This window comes from Nocardia sp. NPDC050713 (assembly GCF_040654315.1).
Taxonomy (GTDB): domain Bacteria; phylum Actinomycetota; class Actinomycetes; order Mycobacteriales; family Mycobacteriaceae; genus Nocardia.
The window spans coordinates 84,441-104,098 of the sequence record NZ_JBFAHS010000014.1 but is presented as its reverse complement, the minus strand read 5'-3'; the positions used below and the strand labels follow the sequence as shown (position 1 = coordinate 104,098).

Genomic DNA, 19,658 nt, shown 5'->3' with positions numbered 1-19,658 from the left:
AGCGTTCACGATCCGTGCCGGAGCTTGGCTGCGGCGATCGCCTCTCGGGTGTCCACCAGCTCGGCAGCCGACAGCTCCACCGGACGATGAACGAACGTATTGTCCTCCACCGTCTCCATCGTCATCCCGCCCGTGCGCAGCGCCTTCTGGATCCAGCCCGTCGCACTCAGCAGCAGACCGATGGCTTCGGTACCCTTGTCTACCGACTGATGCTGTTCGAAGCTCTCCGAGAGAGCCTCGAACGCGGCAACGATTTCTGGGCCGGAGTCAGAGTCGAGCGCAGCAGCGGCCTCGGCGAACCGATATCCCCAGTTCTCCCACGTCCAGCCATTCCATCGTGCGGCGATCGCCTCCAGATCGCCGGCCGTGCCGTCGAGAGCCCACAACGCACCGGATCGTCGCGCGGGATCGAGGTGCAGCCCGTGGGCAGGGACGGCAGGTATCCGTGTCGCCTCCGCCCACCCGGCGATCGTCTCGACCACCGCTGGCCCCTGCGCCACGAGCGAGGCGAGATCGATTGCCGGTGTGTAACAGCGGGCCCGTTCCACCCCGGAGACGAGAACCAGGCATCTCGGCCACCGGCCGTCGCAATAGTCGGCAAGGTCCCGCTCCCGGTATCCCGCCCAGCGCACCTCCCATTGTGGCCAGGTGATCGCCATCGTCTCGAACACCGCACTCCGGATGGCATCTTCGGCACACGCGTTCGAAAACCACAGCAGCACTCGCCGATCGATGTCGATCACCGCCGCCGCCTCCAGGTCGTAGACCCACGCATCGAGGGCACTCTGCGCGGACGCGAACCGGACCGCGGCCTGCGGCCCCGGCAGCAGATCTAGATGCAGCGACCCACCACCCCAGTGGGTGTAGTACTTCTGCTGCGATCCCCCCTCGATGACGACAATTTCGCCCCGTGACCCCATGCCGAACCACGATACGCTTCGGCATCGTCAGCCACGCCGAGGCGTCACGGGTGCCGAGACGTCCGCCAGACAGGGCTTAGTCCGCCGGTTGTTCGATGTGCTCGCACCCGGCATAGGCCCCAATCAGCTTGGTACACAGCAGAAAACCGCTCAACCCGACCGATCCTCGGATACGGTTGCCGACAAACTGCGCACCAGGCAGGAACCGGGGGCCTCCTATGCCGAACATCAACCGCGAGCGCCGCATGCGCTGGGCCGAGCGCAGACTCGCGCAACTGCCGATCGCACCGCACAGCAACGTCGTTTCCTGTCGGTGCCGCTGACCGCACGCGGCTGGCAGCTGCTCATCGACCGCTCACCGGCCAGATCCGGACGTGCGCCCGCATTCGCGGTCGGCTCGACGGGCGTGTACGCCTTGGTATTCACCGACGCGGTTCCGGATCGCGCCGAGCTGCGCGCGATCCGCAAGCACGCCGAGGAATCATTCGCGGGGCTACTGTTCGAACGCTCCCAATTCGTCGCGCACATGCTGGAGATCGCACTGCTGATGCCGCGCGCCGTGGCCACGAGGCGCACGACCCGTTTCTCGCGGTCGACGAATCCACGATGTGCAGCACCCTGATTTCGGGTGAGCACCGCCTGTCCTCGCGTCGTGTCCGCGAGATCGCTGCCACCGTTGCGGAGCGTTCGACGTGGTACGAGTGGATCTCCGCCGACGACGCGCCCGCCGCCGAATCGGTCACCTCCGACGGCCTCTTCACCGCCGGAGAACTGCGGTCCGACACTCGCGGGAATGCGCTCGCAATCGGTTCCGGGAATGGATGACCTTCCTCGATCCCGATCAGCTTGCCCTCGTGCACACGAACTTCACCGGACCGGCGCGGTTCAGCGGGCCTGCGGGAACCGGCAAATCCATTGTGGTACTGCACCGTATGGCGCATTTCGCCAAACGCAATCCCGGTCGCCTGCTGTTCACCAGTTTCGTCAAGACCCTGCCGACCTAGCATCGGTCGGGATTTGCGCAGCTGGCCCCGCACTCGGCGGACCGCGCCCAGTTCACCGGTCTGCACGCGTGGACGATAACGTTCCTCAATCGACGCGGAGTCGCCTACAACCTCGACGACGCGGCCAGACAGGATTGTCTCGCCCGGGCGTGGCAAGGCGCTCGCGAGGTGCTCGGCAACATCGACGCTACCGACTACGCCTACTGGACCGACGAGATCGACCGCGTGATCAAAGGCCGAGGCCTACGAGATCTCGACGCCTACAAGGAGATCGAGCGAACCGGTCGCGAAGGCATCAGTTTGCACGGCAACCGCCGCAAGTACGTCTGGGAGAACTGGTATCTGCCGTATCAGCAGCGCATGGACACGAGAGGTGTGCACGACTTCAACGACGTCGTCGCCCTCGCAGTCGACGAACTGCGGCAGCGCCCGCTCGACAACAGCGAGGACTACGCGCTGGTGGTCGTCGACGAGGTGCAGGATTTCACCCTGATGGAACTGCGTCTGGTGCACTTGATCGCAGGCGGCGGACCCGACGCCCAACTGCTGCTGGTCGGCGATGGGCAACAGCAGGTCTACGCGGGCGGCTGGCGACTCTCCGACGCGGGAATCCCCCTGGCTGCACACCAACTACCGCAATCGCGAAGCGATCCTGCGCTACATTAAACGCATAGAAGCGGGCAATACCGTCGATGACCTCGACGGCGGCCCCGGCTTCGTCCTGCGCGACAGCGACGCCACGTTGTCGGACGGCACCGCGGTGGAACGACGCCTATCGCGCAAGGACCTCGACACCGAGCTTCCCCGTGCGATTACCGAATCCGGCCTACCGATCTCCGACATGGCCGTCATCGTTCATTCCAACAAGGAAGCCGAGCACTATCAAAGAGTGCTGGAGCGATCCGGCTTCCCCACACTGTCCCTGGAAAAGTACGACGGCACCCAATTCGACGCCATCAAGGTCGGCACGGTACACCGCGCCAAAGGTATGGACTTCGCCGCGGTCTTCCACATCGCCGACGAACCACCGGCCAACTCGACCCAACTCACCGGCGCCGCCCGCGACCGCGCCGAACTACTCGCTCGCCAGACCTTGGTGGCTACGAGCCGACCTCGCGACTACCTATGGGTCGCTTACGTTTCGGGTTGAACCGCTGGCAGCTCGGCCAGCCCGCACGGACAGCGCACCATCGGCAACGGACGAAGGTGACTACAGCGAACGCAGTTTGCAGCGCAACGGCGATCTCCCACTCGGTTCGGGGTTTTGGCAGAACACCCGGGTGCACAGGTATCGGCCAGTCCGTTCGCGCCCGCGCAGCAGCGGCGTCGTCGACTGGGCAAAGAGCCGAAGCAATTCGACCGCAGCGGCCCAGTGGAACTTCCAACCCTCGCGAAGGACGGATTGGGCCACCTCGGCAAGAACCTCTCGCGCACAACGTCGTCAGCCGATTCTGTTGCGGCCACGACGAATACCGCCTGCACAGTGCGAGAACTTCCGATACCGTTGCCCGCGGACTGTTCTACAGGAGGGATTCGGGGCCTCCTATCGCGGAATCGCTCGGGGGCGCCGCCGGCCCACGATTCGGATCCGTGTCGGCGGCACCGGAAAGGGAGACCGATACATGTCGAACGATACGCGACAGCCGCAGGCGTGGCTGATCCGTGCCGGTAGCGTCGGCGAACGGGAGCGCCGCGCCCTGGACGAGGGACTTGCGATCATCGGCTGGGACGAAGTCGGCGACCTCGGCCGGTACCCGACCTGGCACGACCTCAAGGTAGGGTTGCGGTCCGCCTATCCGGACGCGACCAGCACGGTGATCGGCAACTGGACCGGCCAGCTGTGGAAATTCGACACCACAATCCAAGACGGTGACCTCGTCGTCATGCCGCTCAAGACCCACCCGGGACACGTCGCGATCGGCAGGGTGAGCGGTCCATACGAGTACCGCGCCGACGAACCGAAGGGCTTCCGTCAGGTCAGGAAGGTCGATTGGATTCGTCCCGACGTGTCGTGGGACGCGATCCGCCCTGACCTGCGAGCCAGTCTGGGCTCCCTGCTCACCGTGTGCGGCCTTACCCGCCACGACGCCGCGGCCCGCATCCAGCATCTCGCGACTTATGGCACCGACCCCGGTTTCGACGGCGACGAAGAAGCCACGGATTCCACCAAACTGCTGGAGGAAGCTACGGCCAGGGACGCCTCGAACCCGCGAGAACTCACCATCCGGAGCCTCCTCGAACACTGGGGCGCCGAACGCCGGACCGCCGCGGCGGTCTCGACGATCAAGGCGGATCTCGCGAGCAACGGCCTGACCACTCGCCCGGCTTTCACCGAGGGGGCGCTCAGCGATGTTGTCGCCCTGGTGCCGATCGACACCGAGCCAGGTGTCGACGCGGGCAACGGGAAAATCGAGAACGTCGAGAACGTGATCGAGCCCGAGCCGATGTCTCGCCGCCTCGGCGACCTACCCGCGCGCTTGGAGTCGGTGACCTCGACGGCCGATCTCACTTACGCGAAAACCAAGATGCTGCGGTACCAGTTTTCGCAGCTCGCGGTCATCGATGAGGACGAGACGTACCACGGTGCGGTTACATGGGAATCGATCGGGCAGGCGCACATCTCCAGCGACGATCCCACGCTCGCCGACGCGACGGTCCCTGCCCTGGTCGTCGACCACGACGCGCTACTGCTCGATCAGATCGATTCTATCTACGACCGAGGGTTCATCTTCGTCCGCAACCCCGACCGGGTCCGGGTCACCGGCATTCTCACTGCCTCCGATCTGACTCGTCAATTCGGGACTCTGGCAAGGCCTTTCGTGCTCATCGAAGAAGCAGAGAACCGGCTGCGCCGCGCGGCTGAGGACCACTTCGACCTCGACGACCTGAAGGACGCGGTACCCAATCACCAGAAATCGCGCGTCCACGACGCTTCCGACCTCACCTTCGGCAACTACGTCCAGCTGCTGAAGGATCCCGACCGGTGGCGCAAACTCGGCTGGCGGCTCGACCGCAACCAAGTCGTCGAACTTCTGGAACAGGTCAGGAACGTGCGCAACGACCTGATGCACTTCGCCACCGACCCACTCTCGGAGGAGAAGTACGCCGTAGTGAACGGTCTTCTGCAGCTGTTGCGCACAGCCGAACCGAACCCGTAACGCAGAGAGGGAACCAAGTCACGATCGTTCTGCTCCACGCGCTGCTGGATCATCGTCGATGAGCCGCTCCAGCGCTGCCCCGGCTTCCTGGGTCAGGAGATCATCGATCCCGCGCAGGAGCAGCAGATCCTCATACAGCTCACTCAACGTGGTGCGCGCCTCCGCGTGATGACCGATGAGCGCGAGTAAGCGCCCGAGAGCCAGCCGCAGCTCGAGTGCCATCTCGCTGCCGTCGCTCTGGGTAGCGCGCACGTCGTCGAGTACCGCGCGCATCCCCGACAGGGCTTCGGTGAGTTCGCCGAGCTCGACGCGGCAGTTCGCGGCGAACTTCCGACATTCGATCGTCAGCTCGTCGGCGAAACCCTTCACCCTGGCCGATGCCGTGGCAAGAGCATCGAATTCCATTCTTGCCTTGCGGAATTCGCCACCATGGAAACGGGCCAGCGCGATATCGAACCGTAGTTCCAGTACCCGCGGGCTATCGGCGCCGAAGACACGGCCCGCCGGCTCCAGGATGCCGCTGAGAACATCAGCCGCCTGCAGTGTGCGGCCCGCGGCCACCAAGTCGCGAAACTCGGCCAGCCGATGTTCCAGCCGTTGCTCGAGCACCTTGTCGCTGATCGGCGCGGTGGCCGGCAACGCACCCCGAAACTGGACAGTGGGCGCCGCCTGCTCCGGACGCAGCGGTGCGTTGGGACGTCGGAAGATCACGGTCGGATCGGGCATGCCCGTCAGATGCGCCTCGCTCGGTCCGGGAACCGACCCCGGCGGGGGTAACAACGGGAGTAGCCGCTCATACACCTCCGCGGCGTCACCTGGTCGTTTTTCGGGCTTCTTGGCGAGAAGTTCCAAGACCAACCGGTCCAGCTCGGCGGGCACCTCGGCACGCAGTTCCCGGGGCGGAACCGGCGCGGTGGAAGCGTGGTGGTGCAACACGATCGGCCCCGCACCGTCGAACACTGGGTAACCGCACAGCATTTCGTAGAGGATGCAGCCGAGCGCATACAAGTCGGTGCGCGGTGTCGGCTTGGCGCCGATGGCCTGCTCCGGCGACATATAGGGCATCGAACCGAGGAGCGCACCCGTCATGGTCAGCTTCGGCGCGCCTGCCGTCAGCAGGGCGGCGATGCCGAAGTCGATGATCTTCACGGCGCCACCAGGCGTGAGGAGGATGTTGTCGGGTTTGAGATCGCGGTGGACAACCGGCAGCGCGTGCGCGTACGACAGCGCGGTGGCGATCTGCGCGGTCACCGAGACCGCCCATGCGATCGGCAGCGGGGCGCTGGGTTCTAGATAGTGCCGCAACGTGTTGGCGCCCTCGACGAGTTCCATCACGAGGTACACCTCGCTCAGGTCCGCGCCGAGGACCGCGTCGTACACCTGCGGCACGCCATGGTGGCGGATCTGCGCGGTGATCCTGGCTTCCCGACGGAACCGTGCGGCGAACTCGGCGGCATCGGTCGGCGAGTGGATCTGGGTGTATCGGATCATCTTCACAGCGATCTCACGGTCGAGCACGGTGTCGTACCCGCGCCATACCGACCCCATCCCACCGAACCCGATCTCTTCGATCAGGTCGTACCGCCTGCCGATGCGCCGAGCCGGCACCGTCTACCCCCTGCCATACCGCGACGGCCGCATCACCGTCGGCTACATCTCGGGCAGTCCATGCCGCCGCCCGAGCAGCCGGAACGCCGCGGTGCGCGCCTGCCGATCCAGGTCCTTCTTGAACTCGTTGTCCCGGGCGAAGTACCGCTCGCCCAGGTCATTGAGAGTATCGAAGTGTTCGACCATCTTCTCGGCGAACACCTTGTCGAAGACAACGCCGAAGTCGTCGACATTCTTGTTCGCCAAGCGCGCCTGCTCCACCTGCGGTTCGTTCATGGCGGCGTTGAACGGCACAGCGAGATGTTCCTCGGAGAACTCTGTGCCGAACCGTTCGTTGAACCGCTCGATCAGCGCGGACAACAGCGACTTCTCGGGCTCCTTGGCCGGCCCGGCGCCGTCACCGAATCCTCGTAATTCCTGTGCGCCTTCCGGCGCGAGTCCGAGATCGTGCTCCCCGGTCTGCTCGAGCCGAAGGTGGCTCAAGTCGACCTCGCCGATGTCGATGCCGCCATCGGCGCGTCGCGGCAACCGATTCAGCAGGTGACGCCCGTACAGGTGCAGGAGTTCGAGGTCTGGGTCCTGATATGGCACGATCTGCGCGAGGAACCCGTACTTGCGGACGTAATCGTTGAGATCGGCCCGGAACGACTCAGCGAGTGCGACATCGTCTTCCTCCTCCCTGTTGAGAAAGACAGTGAACCGGTCGACAGCCGGTGCGAGGTGCCGATACAGCTCGGCATGCAGCTTGGTCCACTTCGCGGCCGATCCGGCCGCCTTCTGCTCGGCGACGAGATATGCCGCCGCGAAATCCTTCATCTCCTGCGTGATCAGAATCGGTGCGGCCAGCACCCGGTCGCGTGCGACGTACAGCAGATTCGGGTCCGTCGGCATGGTGAACGCGTCCTCGTAGTACGGCGCGAACGATTTCTGGATCTTCTCGGCGTCGTTGACGAAGTCGAGCACCACCAGATCCTGCTGTGATTTGCCTTCGCGGGTGCGGTTGAGTCGCGACAGCGTCTGCACGGCGGCGATACCGGTGAGCGTCTTGTTCACGTACATGGTGGTGAGCAGCGGCTCGTCGAACCCGGTCTGATACTTCTCGGCGACCACCAAGATCCGGTATTCCCGCTGCCCCTTGCCGCCCGCCTGGGTCGCCCGGTCGTCGGCCCGCGTGTACCGGAATGCCTTGGGCAGCGCGGATTCGGCGAGCCCGCCGTTCTCCGACGACTCGGTGACCTCCTCACCATCGACATCGAGGCTGCCGGAGAAAGCCACCAGCACGCCGACATCCGGGTACTTGATGTCGTACTCGCGAACCTTCAGGTATTCCTTGATCGCCCGAGCCATCGCGACCGCGCTTTGCCGGGAGGCGGTCACCACCATCGACTTCGCTCGGCCGCCGAGCCGCCCGCGGGTATGCGCGATGAAGTGCTCGACGATCACCTGCGCGTGCTGTTCCACCGCGTACGGATGCATGAACGCGAACCGTGCGAGCAAGCTCGAGGCTTTGGCCTCGGGCACCTCGACATCGTCGGGGTTCTGGTTCACCAGCCGGTAGTAGGCCTTGTAGGTGATGTAGTTGCGCAGCGGGTCGAGGATGAACCCTTCCTCGATCGCCTGCCGCATCGAATAGGTGTGGAACGGGCGGTATTGATTGCCGTCGGGAGTGCCGAAGTTCTCGAGCGTCTTCGCCTTCGGAGTCGCGGTGAACGCGAAATAGGAGATGTTGGCGGCCTTCGCCCGCGCCTCGGCCTTACGCCGCAGGCGTTCGTCGATGGGCACCTCGACCGCGCCCTCTTCCTCGTCATCCGCGTCGAGGCCCATATCGCGCAACGCGGTTCGCACCGCGGCGGCGGCGTCGCCGGACTGGGAGGAGTGCGCCTCATCAATGATGACGGCGTAGCGGCCACCGGCTAGCTTGGCTCGCTCGCGCCGCAGATAGTCCAGCAGCGCCGGGAAGGTGTGCAGCGTGACGGTGATGATCTTGCCGCTCTGCGAGTTCAATGCCTTCGCCAGTTGCTCGGACTTCGAGCCTGCCTTGTCGTCGATCTTCACCACCAGCCCGGAGACCTGCTCGAACCCGCCGACGGTGTCGCGCAGCTGCGAGTCCAGGTTGCGCCGGTCGGTGATGATGATGATCTTGTCGAAAACGGGCACGCCCGGCGGCAATTCGGCCGCTCGCGCTTCGGAGTCGAGGTTTTCCAGCCGCTCGGTGTGCAGATCACTGAGCCGGTGCGCGAGCCAGCCGATGGTGTTCGACTTGCCGGAGCCTGCCGAGGCCATCACGAGGTAGTCGTGCCCGGAACCGTGCGTCGCGGCGTGCGCGGCGAGCTTCTTGACCACATCCCACTGGTGGAATCGGGGGAAGATCGTCGAGCGAGTCGCCTTGCCGGCCGACCCCTTCTTCTCGGTGGTGTGCACGAACCGTTCCAGCAGGTCCAGCCAGTTGTCCGGCTGCCACACCTGCTCCCACAGGTACGAAGTCGCGTACTTGCCTGCCACGGTGGCGGGCGGATTCCCCTTGCCGCCAGCATTTCCCGGCCCTTCCGAACCGGTGTTGAACGGCAGGAACACCGTCTTCTCCGCGCGCAGCTGGGTGGTGACGAACACCAGATCCGGGTCGACGGCGAAGTTGGCGATCACCCGGTGCTTGAAGATCAGCTCGGTGGGATCCCGGTCCTCCCGATACTGTCGCTTCGCTTCCTCGACCCCCTGCCCGGTAAGCGGGTTCTTCAACTCCGCCGTCGCCACCGGAATCCCGTTGAGCAGCAACGCCAGATCCAGGCGGGGGCGCGATGCGCCGGGCTTGGTGGCGTAGGGCAGTTCCCGAACTACCGTTAGCCGATTCGCTTTATAGGCTTTCAGCACCTCCTCGGAGCCGACCAGGTTCGGCTTGAAGTAGGCAACTCGGATCAACACACCGCGGTCCTTCACCCCCTCCCGAAGCACCTTCACCAGCCCCTTGGCCGCCAACTCCTGCCCCAGCCGCTTCGCGAACCCCCGCTGCGCCTCATCCTGATCGTCTCCGTAGGTGGCAACCAGGTCATCCCACTCCGTCTGCTGAGTCTGCGAGATGAAGGTCAGCAGCTCCCCCATATCCAGCCCGAGCTCCGTTTTGTACTCGTGCGGATTCCCCTCCCGCCAGCCGTTCTCCACCATCGCCTGGACGATGGCCTCCCCGAACACCTGCTCACTGTGCACGGACATGTTTCGTTATACCCCCTGGGTGAGATTCCGCCGGGAGGCGGTGGTGACGTCGAATTGGCCGGTGACGGCGGCGGTGATAAGAGACTGGCGACGTTCCAAAAGTAGACCGACGCCTCTCTCCAGCACTGAAACACAAGAATCGATATGATCGGAGTATAAATCAATCTTTTCGACTACACTTGCTTGACGATCCAACGGAAGTAGCGGCATAATTCGCTTGTGCACATCGTTGCGATTAATACCCGGAACCGCTGATCGCGCCTGCTCCATATCATACGGAATATTCCGTAAAACATAATAGCAGTAGCGTGGCAAGTTTCCATAGAAGTTTTTGACGTAGAGCGTCGTGTTATGCGGCCAATAGTCCTGGCCCACCCAGTGAACCGATCCAGCTGAACCGTAACGGCCAACGACAACGCCAGGACCCTTTGCGATACTCACATCATGAAATCCGGAAACTCCGGCGGTAGTAATGACCGGAATTGTTCCTGGATTGCGTTGGCCCTCGGTCAGGTCAACCCCGCGTTGAAGTTGCAGAATTCGCTGGAGCGGAACCAATGAAACGCTGGGGTCGACCAGTCCTATCCATGCGATTCCAGACTCAACCGCACATGAGTCGAAGGCACCGGCGATCGCCCCGCGTTCAAATTCTGCACCCCGCTCGCGCAGTAAGCTTATCTGTTTCGTGCGCGCAGCCACTAATTCCTCGATACGGGAACTTTCGGCGTCGAGGAAGTCGGCGATGCGGCGCTGCTCCTCCAGCGATGGCAAGGCCACTCGAATGTCGCCAAGCTCGTCCGCATTAATCCGTGGTGTTCGAACAACACCGTTGTCAATACCGCCGATACCCCGGAGGCGCAACGACATCTGACCTACAAACCACCGCGACCGAAACAGATGATGCAGGTACCGGCTTTCCACTCCATCCACCGGCCGAATTACTAGATAGTCAGGACTAACGAGTCCATCCTCCGAGCTCCGACCAACGGCACCCTGGTACGCACTCATTCTATTTAGGACGATATCGCCTGCCCGGCAAATCTTATAATTGCTCAGGTCGTCGGCTCGATGTGGTCCATCAGAAATATCCGACCTGCGAATCACCCCATAGCGTGCGGAAACCGATAACAAGGGAAGCGCACTACTTCCGGCTCGCTCATCACGGATTGAGTATGAATACTTAATTCTAGCTTCACTGCTCACGTGTCACCTCTCCCAGCAGCTCCTGGATATCAGCCTCAAGCTCCTTCAGTTCCGAGTCGATCTCTGCAAGCGACCGAGGCGGCGTGTACACGTAGAAGTGCCGAGTAAATGGGATTTCATAGCCCACTTTGGTTTTGGCATGATCGATCCATGCATCAGGAACGTGCGGCAGGACCTCGCGCCTCAGGTATTCATCGACGTCCTCGGTCAACGGAACGTTCTCGTAGTCGCGCAGCTCAGGGTCCGGTTCGGGGGCGCCCTTCACCAGCTGAACCTCCCCCTCTGGATCGCGCACGCCAACCGCCTCACGGAAGACTTTGGCAAATGGCGCACCGCTGGGCCACGTTTCACCCGCACCGACCACAGCGTCGCGCATGGCGGACACGGCCTCGGCCTTCGTCTGCCAGGAGGCGCCGACCAGCGGCGTGAGGAGGACGCGGAACGCGTCGGATTCGCCGTAGTGCTTCCGGACCGGCGCCGAGGAGGCCAGCTTGTCCAACCCTTCGCTGGTGAGCTCGAACCGCAGCTTCAGCGGCCGTTCCACGGTGATGCGGCGGTACCCGAAGTCCTCGTTGTTGAAGACCTTCACCTTGCCGTGCAGCGGGTGGGTCGGGTCCTTGGCGACCGTAAGCGCTTCCCCGTACAGCCGGGTGATCTCCTCGATCTGCTCATCGCTGATCTTCTTACGCTTGTCACCCAGCGACTTTCGCATCTTCACCCAGTAGTCCCGCGCATCGAGCAGCACCACCTTGCCCAGATGATCGGGCTTCTTGCGGTTGGTGAGAATCCAGAAGTAGGTGGAGATGCCGGTGTTGTAGAACAGCTGATCCGGCAGTGCGACAACGGCTTCCAGCCAATCGTTCTCGATGATCCACCGGCGGATCTCGGACTCGCCGGACCCAGCGGCGCCGGTGAACAGCGGGGAACCATTGAAGACGATGGCGATCCGGCTGCCGCCCTCGCCGGTGGCGGTCACTGGCTTCATCTTCGAGATCATGTGCTGTAGGAACAGCAGGGAGCCGTCGTTGATGCGGGGGAGCCCGGCGCCGTAGCGACCCGCCTCGCCGAGGTTGGCCGCCTCCCACTCGACGTCGTCTTTGATCTTCTTCCACTCCACACCGAACGGCGGGTTGGCAAGCATGTAGTCGAACTTGGTCTTCGGGTGACCGTCGTTGTCGTCGAGAGAGTTGCCGAGCACGATGTTCTCGGAGTCCTCACCCTTGATCATGAGGTCGGACCGGCAGATCGCCCACGACTCCGGGTTCAGTTCCTGCCCGTACAGGTCCACCGTCGCCTGGGGGTTCACCTTGGTGATGTGGGCTTCCGCGGAGCTGAGCATGCCGCCGGTGCCGCAGGCCGGGTCGAGGACGCGGCGGACCACGCCGGGCACACCGAGCAGTTCGGCGTCCGGCGCGATCAGCAGGTTCACCATCAGCTCGATGACTTCGCGCGGGGTGAAGTGTTCACCGGCGGTCTCGTTGGACTGTTCGGCGAAGCGGCGGATCAGTTCCTCGAATACGTAGCCCACCTGATGGTTGGACACCACTTCGGGGCGCAGGTCCAGATCGGCGAACTTGCCGACCACCTGGTACAGCAGCCCCGCCGCGTCGAGTTTGCGAATCTGCTGGGCGAATTCGTACTTCTCCAGCACCTCGCGCGCGTTCTCGGAGAAGGCCCCGATGTAGGTGATCAGGTTCTTCGACGCGTAGGTCGGATCGGCGGCGATCTTCTTCAAGGTGAGGTCGCTGGTGTTGTAGAACACCGCGCCGGCCGCCATGGTCAAAAACTTGTGGACATCGATGTCCTTGCCCGCCAATGACCTCGCTTTGGCGAGGACCGCCTCCCGCGTCGGCTCGAGCACGCACTCCAGTCGTCGCAGGACCGTGAACGGCAGGATCACCTTGCCGTAATCGGACTGTTTGTAGTCGCCGCGCAACAGGTCCGCGACCGACCACGCGTGGTCGGCCAGCTCTCTGTGCTTGCCGGTGTTCACTCACTGCCTCCTCGGCGATCATTGATGTCTTCGTTCAACGCGCTGCTCGCGGCCGGTTCCAGCGCACCGGCGACCAGACCGGTGGTCACCACCTCGGCGATCTGATCCACTGCCGCGCTGACCTCGGCCAACGCCGCCCGCAGCTGGTGCACGCGGCGGAACGCTTCGCCGTAACGCTGTTGCTGGTCCAACGGCAACAACGGTATTCGCGTTCGGTGCAGTGCGGCGTGAATCGCGGTCGTGCCTGGGGCAGGACCGTCGTCGAGGCCGCCGATGAAACCGGCGACGAACCACGGGTCGAGCCGTCGCGGGTCCGTGCGCACGAGTTGCACGTTAGGGCCGAGCGCGGTCCCCGCCTCATCGGGCCCCGCGATCCGGAAGGTATGGCCGCGAGGTGCGCGCACGGTCGGCACCAGGACATCGCCGATCTCGATGTCGACCGCCGAGCTGCCAGGTTCCCCCCGTACCGTGCCGGATGGCGGGCTGCCGGTGGCGATATCGCGGCCGGTCAGGGCAGGCCGGGGTTCTTCCTTGCCAGCCGCGGGCCGCGATGGCTGAGCACGCAGGATACGCACAGCCCCTCCCGAAGCGAGATCGGAGATGGTCGCGGTCCGCCACGCCGGACCCGAGATCGGCGCGACCTGCCCGACGTCCTCGGACGCGTGCGTCAGCTCCGCTACGCGGGCGCGCAGCCGCGCGAGTGCCGAATCGGCCTCGTCTGCGACGATTCCGGGGTCGATCGCCAGTTTCACCCGCGGGCCGGGCGCGAGGTCGACCTCCTCGTCGAGGAGATCGACAACCCGGACAACGGTCGACACGTTGGGCTCTTCGGCCTGCGCTAGTCGACTCGCGACGAATGCCGTCCATACGCGCAGTACCGTGTCGGCGACCGGCGGCCAGTCGACGGCATCACCGACGCCGCTCTGCGCGGCCTCGCCCGCGGCAGGCGCGGTATCGACCAGCAACACGCTGTCGGGCACCGCTGCGCCGGGGTCGGGCTTCTCCAGGATCCAGATCTGCAGATTCAGTCGAGTCCACAGCAGCTGAGGCAGTCTCGGCGGCAGGTTGACGACGGCGCGAAGCGCTCCCGCCCGCAGCAGCGAACCACGGATTCGCCTGCCGGATGCCTTCGACGCGACCGGCGCGGGGAGCAGGAGGACCGCGAGTCCACCCGGACGCAGGTGCGCGAGCGCGTGTTGGACCCACGCGAGCTCCGAATCCGTCCGCCCCGGCGTGCCATACCCCCATCGTGGGTCGTCGATATGCACCCGATCCGCGGCCCAGTCCCGAAGGCTCGGTGGACTGCTCAGCACCGCGTCCACTTCCAGGTCGGGGAACGCGTCGTCGTGCAAACTGTCGCCCGCGGCGATGGTCGCGTCGACCTCGGTTTCGGCCTGCACCACCAGACGAGCCAGGGCTGCTTGGATCTCCGAAATGTCCTGTCCGTAAAGCTCAGTGGCACCGCGCTCCGCCGCGGCGACGAGCAACGAACCACCACCGCAAGCCGGGTCGAGCACCCGTCCCTTCCCAGCCTCGAGCGGCTGCAGCAGATTTGCCATGAGGCCGGCGACCAACTCTGGCGTGCGGTAGAGGGCGATGTTCTGCTCACTGCCGTGCGCATGGTCGGCCAGCGCCTGAAGCGCGGCTTGTGGCCCCTCGGCCTCGGCGGCACGCGCCAAAGTTTTCAGGACGCGAGACAAGGCATCGGTCGTCGCGGAGCCCGGCGACACCCAACCGGATCCGGAGGGCTTCAGGTCGGCGAGCAGAGCCCGCGCGTCGTCGCTGGACAACGACGAGCGCAACACCGTCCGCAGCGACAAGATCGGCGCTTCGGTGGCATCTTGGCCGCGGTCGGCCAACCACGCCTGCACCGCGTTCCAGTCGAAGACGGGCCGGAACTCCGTGCCGCCCACCGGCTTCGGGAAGTCCTCATGACGCTTGCGCCAGTTGCTCACGGTCGCGCGGGTCACGCCGACCAGTTTGGAGATTTCCGTGGCGGTCACGGGTGGAACCAGGTCCGACATGTCACCCCTCTCGTGTACATCACGATCCTGGCGCATGTTGGTGTGAAAATCAAGGCGACGCGAACCGCTTGACAACATTCACACCGTATCGCACGATGTGTACATCACCGACGGCGCTCAAACGCCGCGCTCCCTCTGGCTCCACCCGAATCACCTACACGAAAAGGGTTCACCGCCATGACCGATCCGCTTCCGGACAGCACTCGCCTCGCACCATGGCTCGCCGAACAGATCGACGCATCGAACCTCCCCGATGAGGTGGGACTGCTGATCCTGGCGGCCTTTGAAGGCGACCAGGCACTCGACGACTACCTCGGAGGCGCAACACCGGCCCAGCACGCCGCCGAATCTCCCTCCGCTGCAACCTCATCAGAGGCTCGCGGCACATTCCTCACTTCGGTGCAGGTTGAGGGATTCCGGGGGATCGGACCGGCCACCACCTTGAATCTGCGGCCCGAACCGGGGCTGACGATTGTGGCGGGACGCAACGGATCTGGAAAGTCCAGCATCTCCGAAGCAGTCGAACTCACGCTCACCAATAGCGCTTTTCGCTGGACCGGCAAGAAGTCGACACAGTGGCGTGACCAGTGGCGCAATCTGCACCATCGGACCGCACGCATCGCGGTGAGCTTGGTGGAGGAGAACAACGAGCCGGTCGTGGTGACCCTCGACTGGCCCGACGACGAGACCGACGTGAACCGGCATACCACCCGCACCCAACGACGCGGCGGCAAACAGCGGCTCGGTCGCGGCGACCTCGGATGGGACGCACCGCTGCAGCGATTCCGCCCGATCCTGTCCTATGACGAGCTCGGCGCGATGCTCAACGGCACCCCCAGCGATCTGCACGACGCAATCTCACGGGTCCTGGGGGTCGAACAGCTCACCGAGGTGATCAATCGAATCGCGCTGCGGCACAAGAACCGCAAGACGCCCGGTGACGAACTGGCAAAACGACGTAAGACGCTTGCCGACGCGGTCGCAGAGCTCGACGACGAGCGCGCCGCCGCGGTGGCGCCGCTGCTGAAGAAGACCGCGCCCGATCTGCTCCGGCTGCGCGCGTCGCTGCACGAGACCGAAACCGGTGCGAGCGGGCCGGTTCCCCGGCTGCGCGAGCTCGCGAACCTGACGGCCCCGGTAGCGCCGGGAGAAGCCGTCGCGATCGCGACGCGGTTGCGCGAAAGCCACGCCGAGTTGGCCGAACTCGCTGATGGGGCCAGTGAGCGCAAGCTGTCCACCTTGCGGTTGCTCGAGCAGGCTCTGCGAGTCCACGACGAGCACGGCGACATGCCATGTCCCGTGTGTCACGAAGGCACACTCGACGCGAACTGGGCTCGTGCCGGCCGTGCCGCGGTGAACGCGGACCGCCAGCGCCTGGCTGCACTGAGCGAGGCCCGGAAATCCGCGGAACTGGCGCGCTCCGAGGCTCTTCGCGTGCTGCGGCCCGCGCCGACCATCCTCGACCACTCCCCTGTTCAGGAACTCGAGGAGACCGTGGCCGCCGCCCGCGACGCGTGGCAACAGTTGGCCGCGATCGCGCACGACCAGGTCGCACAGACAGCGACCAAGCTGGCCGACCACCTGGAGGCCAACGCCGTGGCGCTCAGCGAGGCGGTCGACGCGCTCATCAAGGCAGCGGCGGCCTCTCTGGCGGAGCGCGAGGACCGGTGGCAACCCCTGAACGCCGAGCTGCATGCCTGGTGCGCGGATTGGGAGGTTTGGCTCGCGGACAAGCCCGCGGTCGATCAGCTCAACGAGGCCAAGAAGTGGCTGCAGGACAACGATCGCCGCCTGCGCAACGAACGCCTCGCACCGATACGCGACGGCGTCCAGCACGCGTGGTCAATGCTGCGGCAGGAAAGCAACGTTGAGATCGGGGACCTGTGCCTGGAAGGCACCGCGACCCGGCGCAAGCTGCGCATCGATTCGCTGGTCGACGGTGTGGCCGCGGATGGGCTCACCGTGCTGAGCCAGGGCGAGCTCCACGCACTGGCACTGGCTCTGTTCCTGCCTCGCGCCACCATGGCAGAGTCACCATTCAGATTCCTGGTTCTCGATGATCCCGTGCAAGCCATGGACCCGGCCAAGGTGGACGGGCTCGTGACGTTGCTGAGCGAACTCGCCCAGACCCGGCAGGTCGTGGTTTTCTCCCACGATGACCGCCTGCCGGCCGCGGTGCGGCGCGGCAACTTCGCGGCCACCATCGTCGAGGTCAGCCGCGGCAAGGACTCTCAGGTGTCGATCACGACACTCACCGATCCCGCGCGCCGCTACATCCAGGACGCGTTCGGTCTGGTGGCCGAATACGAGAATGACAGGCTCCCCGAGGAGGCGATGCGCCGGACGCTGCCCGGCATGCTTCGCTTTGCCGTCGAAACAGCCGCTCGGCACGCCTATTTCACCCGCAACATCAGGGCCGGACGGTCGTTGGAAACGCTCGAGAGCGAATGGGGCGCGGCGGCCACCACGCGATCGAAAGTGATCCTCGGAGTTTTCGGCGAAGCACGCGAACCCCAGGTGCTCGACCAGTGGGCACGCGCGCCGTATCAAAAGTCCGCGCTGCGAATCACCGGACCCCAGATGCACTACGGGCTCAGCCCGACCACCGATCCACGCGTTGCGACCAGGGAAGTCGAGCGGCTGGTCGACGACATCGAGAAGGCGGGAATGTGATGACCAACCTCCTGACCCTGGCCGGTGCGCAGATCGCCCGGCAATCCCCGCACAGCAATCGGATCGCCGCCTGGCTGACCCGCACCGCGCTGGAACAAATCGTCGATGAACTCCTGCGCGCCAAGGGAATCGAAGCTGGGAAAGCCAGCGGCCGAGCCCGCTTGGCCTGCCTCGAGGTCGCCTACCGCGATCAGCATGAGGTCCCGTCTCGGTCCCAGTACGCGTGGACGCGACTGTCGGAGGCATGTCACCAGCACGCCTACCAGCTGTCCCCCACATACCAGGAAGTGCGGCATTTGCTCGAGATCGTGCGAAATCTGCAGGCGAGCCGGCCACCAGTCCCCGTCGCCCGGAGTCGCCGATCACCGATCAGTTCGGAGCCATGCGCCGGCGGTGATGGCGGGGTCCACGAAGCATGACGGACTCGCTTTCATGAGCATGGAGATCACGAGCAACGCCATAGCGCTCGGTTCTCGAGCGTGCGGCGCGGTAGCGCTGCACGCTCTCGCCGAGAGAACTGAGCAAGGCTGCTCGAGTTCCGTTCCAGCACAGTACGATTCGGGACCTAGCGCAGCCGGTCGGGAATCCCGTGACCCGCTCCGGCTCAACAGCGTCCGAGGGGGAAGAATGCTCGACTTCACAACGATCGATTTCGAAACCGCCAACTCCTACCGCGGATCACCGTGCTCGGTCGGCCTGGTGCGGGTCCGTGACGGCAAAGCCGTCGATGATCGCCATTGGCTCATCCGCCCGCCGGAGCGAGCGGGCCATTTCGATCGTTTCAACGTCGGTCTGCACGGGATCACGGCCGACCATGTTTTCGACGCGGCTCCGTGGAAGGAGATCCTGCCGGACATCGTCGACTTCCTCGGTGGTGACGTCGTGGTCGCCCACAACGCGGCCTTCGACATGGGCGTCATGCGCGGCGCGTGTGTTGCCGATCAGATCCCCGGGCCGGAGCTGATTTTCCTGTGCTCACTGGTCATTTCTCGACGCGCACTCTCCCTGCCGTCTTACCGACTGCCATACGTCGTCGAATCGCTCGGCGGCATTCACCCCGGTCATCACGATGCGCTCGCCGATGCCCAGGCCGTCGCGGATGTGGTCGTGCGGCTGGCCGCCGACCGCGAAGCCAGCGACCTCGCCGAGCTTGCCGGGTCGGTGGATGTTCGATTCGGACGGATGGCAGGCGGCGAATACCGGGGCAGCGTGGCCATTTCGAGCGGAGGTGGCAGCGCCCGCCTCATTCAGGGTGAGCTCAACCCCGACGCCGATCCAGACGGCTACCTTTACGGCCGGGTAGTGGTCTTCACCGGAACCCTGTCCTCGATGGGTCGAGAGGCCGCCTGGCAAGAATGCGCGCGACTCGGCGCGACAGCAGAGAACAACGTCACGCGCAGGACCAATGTCTTGGTCATCGGCGAGATCAATCCCGCGGTCCTCCGCCCAGGCGCCGAGCTAACCGGCAAGGCCCGACGCGCAGTCAATTTGCAGCGGGACGGTCAAAGGATCGAGCTGATGACCGAGGAGGATTTTCTGCGCTGCCTCGCCGACAAGCCGCTGGACGAGCTTGGCCCAATCATGTCGGGTCGCTGACCACCCGACTCGATACGACGCCCCCGTCCCTGCGCCGGTCCGTCCGAACAAGCGGATCGCTCGATCCGCGCCCAGAACACCTGTTGAAGAAAGCTGATCCCATCGTGAATTCGCCGACCCTGCCCCTCCCGCCTCGACGTAGGGACATTCGGGCGCTGAAGGCATCGCTCACTGCCCTCGGTCCTGGTGGGCCTGCGACAGCGGTCTTCCGATCCGAGCTCTACGGCACCTACGCCGTCCGCGGAACAGTAGTTCGTTCCGTCGCGACCGAT

14 protein-coding genes are annotated in these 19,658 nt (G+C 64.7%); 8 read left to right on the top strand and 6 right to left on the bottom strand.

Annotation, left to right across the window (positions count from 1 at the left end; all coding sequences use genetic code 11):
- Window positions 1-5 precede the first annotated feature (5 nt).
- Window positions 6-920, bottom strand: coding sequence for a hypothetical protein (locus tag AB0H49_RS24695; protein WP_357254702.1), 915 nt, complete (start codon window positions 918-920; stop codon window positions 6-8).
- 88 nt (window positions 921-1,008) lie between these two features.
- Here AB0H49_RS24695 and AB0H49_RS24690 point away from each other — a divergent pair, with 88 nt between their 5' ends.
- From AB0H49_RS24690 to AB0H49_RS24670, 5 genes are all read left to right on the top strand, one after another.
- Window positions 1,009-1,542: a hypothetical protein gene (locus AB0H49_RS24690; RefSeq protein ID WP_357254700.1), complete on the top strand. Its 534-nt coding sequence runs from the start codon at window positions 1,009-1,011 to the stop codon at window positions 1,540-1,542.
- A 199-nt stretch (window positions 1,543-1,741) separates the two neighbouring features.
- Complete coding sequence (locus AB0H49_RS24685; protein WP_357254698.1) at window positions 1,742-1,924, top strand: hypothetical protein; 183 nt, start codon at window positions 1,742-1,744, stop codon at window positions 1,922-1,924.
- A 168-nt stretch (window positions 1,925-2,092) separates the two neighbouring features.
- Window positions 2,093-2,590, top strand: coding sequence for a UvrD-helicase domain-containing protein (locus AB0H49_RS24680; protein ID WP_357254696.1), 498 nt, complete (start codon window positions 2,093-2,095; stop codon window positions 2,588-2,590).
- Window positions 2,484-3,074: a hypothetical protein gene (locus tag AB0H49_RS24675; RefSeq protein ID WP_357254694.1), complete on the top strand. Its 591-nt coding sequence runs from the start codon at window positions 2,484-2,486 to the stop codon at window positions 3,072-3,074. Before AB0H49_RS24680 ends, AB0H49_RS24675 begins: the two co-directional genes overlap by 107 nt.
- Before the next feature lie 472 nt (window positions 3,075-3,546).
- Window positions 3,547-5,082, top strand: a complete 1,536-nt coding sequence (locus tag AB0H49_RS24670) for a hypothetical protein (RefSeq protein ID WP_357254692.1) — start codon at window positions 3,547-3,549, stop codon at window positions 5,080-5,082.
- A gap of 18 nt (window positions 5,083-5,100) precedes the next feature.
- Here AB0H49_RS24670 and AB0H49_RS24665 read toward each other — a convergent pair whose 3' ends face one another.
- The 5 genes from AB0H49_RS24665 to AB0H49_RS24645 form a co-directional block, all read right to left on the bottom strand.
- Window positions 5,101-6,690, bottom strand: coding sequence for a serine/threonine-protein kinase (locus AB0H49_RS24665; protein ID WP_357254690.1), 1,590 nt, complete (start codon window positions 6,688-6,690; stop codon window positions 5,101-5,103).
- 42 nt (window positions 6,691-6,732) lie between these two features.
- Window positions 6,733-9,897, bottom strand: a complete 3,165-nt coding sequence (locus AB0H49_RS24660; protein WP_357254688.1) for a type I restriction endonuclease — start codon at window positions 9,895-9,897, stop codon at window positions 6,733-6,735.
- Window positions 9,898-9,903: 6 nt separating this feature from the next.
- Window positions 9,904-11,001: a restriction endonuclease subunit S gene (locus tag AB0H49_RS24655; protein ID WP_357254850.1), complete on the bottom strand. Its 1,098-nt coding sequence runs from the start codon at window positions 10,999-11,001 to the stop codon at window positions 9,904-9,906.
- Window positions 11,002-11,089: 88 nt separating this feature from the next.
- The gene (locus tag AB0H49_RS24650) at window positions 11,090-13,093 is read right to left on the bottom strand and encodes a class I SAM-dependent DNA methyltransferase (protein WP_357254686.1); all 2,004 of its coding nucleotides are present in this window, start codon (window positions 13,091-13,093) and stop codon (window positions 11,090-11,092) included.
- The gene (locus tag AB0H49_RS24645) at window positions 13,090-15,096 is read right to left on the bottom strand and encodes an N-6 DNA methylase (protein ID WP_357254684.1); all 2,007 of its coding nucleotides are present in this window, start codon (window positions 15,094-15,096) and stop codon (window positions 13,090-13,092) included. The genes AB0H49_RS24650 and AB0H49_RS24645 overlap by 4 nt, the downstream gene beginning before the upstream one ends.
- Before the next feature lie 198 nt (window positions 15,097-15,294).
- Here AB0H49_RS24645 and AB0H49_RS24640 point away from each other — a divergent pair, with 198 nt between their 5' ends.
- From AB0H49_RS24640 to AB0H49_RS24630, 3 genes are all read left to right on the top strand, one after another.
- The gene (locus tag AB0H49_RS24640; protein ID WP_357254682.1) at window positions 15,295-17,790 is read left to right on the top strand and encodes an AAA family ATPase; all 2,496 of its coding nucleotides are present in this window, start codon (window positions 15,295-15,297) and stop codon (window positions 17,788-17,790) included.
- Complete coding sequence (locus AB0H49_RS24635; RefSeq protein ID WP_357254680.1) at window positions 17,790-18,209, top strand: hypothetical protein; 420 nt, start codon at window positions 17,790-17,792, stop codon at window positions 18,207-18,209. The genes AB0H49_RS24640 and AB0H49_RS24635 overlap by 1 nt, the downstream gene beginning before the upstream one ends.
- Window positions 18,210-18,417: 208 nt before the next feature.
- The gene (locus tag AB0H49_RS24630) at window positions 18,418-19,386 is read left to right on the top strand and encodes an exonuclease domain-containing protein (protein WP_357254678.1); all 969 of its coding nucleotides are present in this window, start codon (window positions 18,418-18,420) and stop codon (window positions 19,384-19,386) included.
- The last annotated feature ends 272 nt before the right edge of the window (window positions 19,387-19,658 follow it).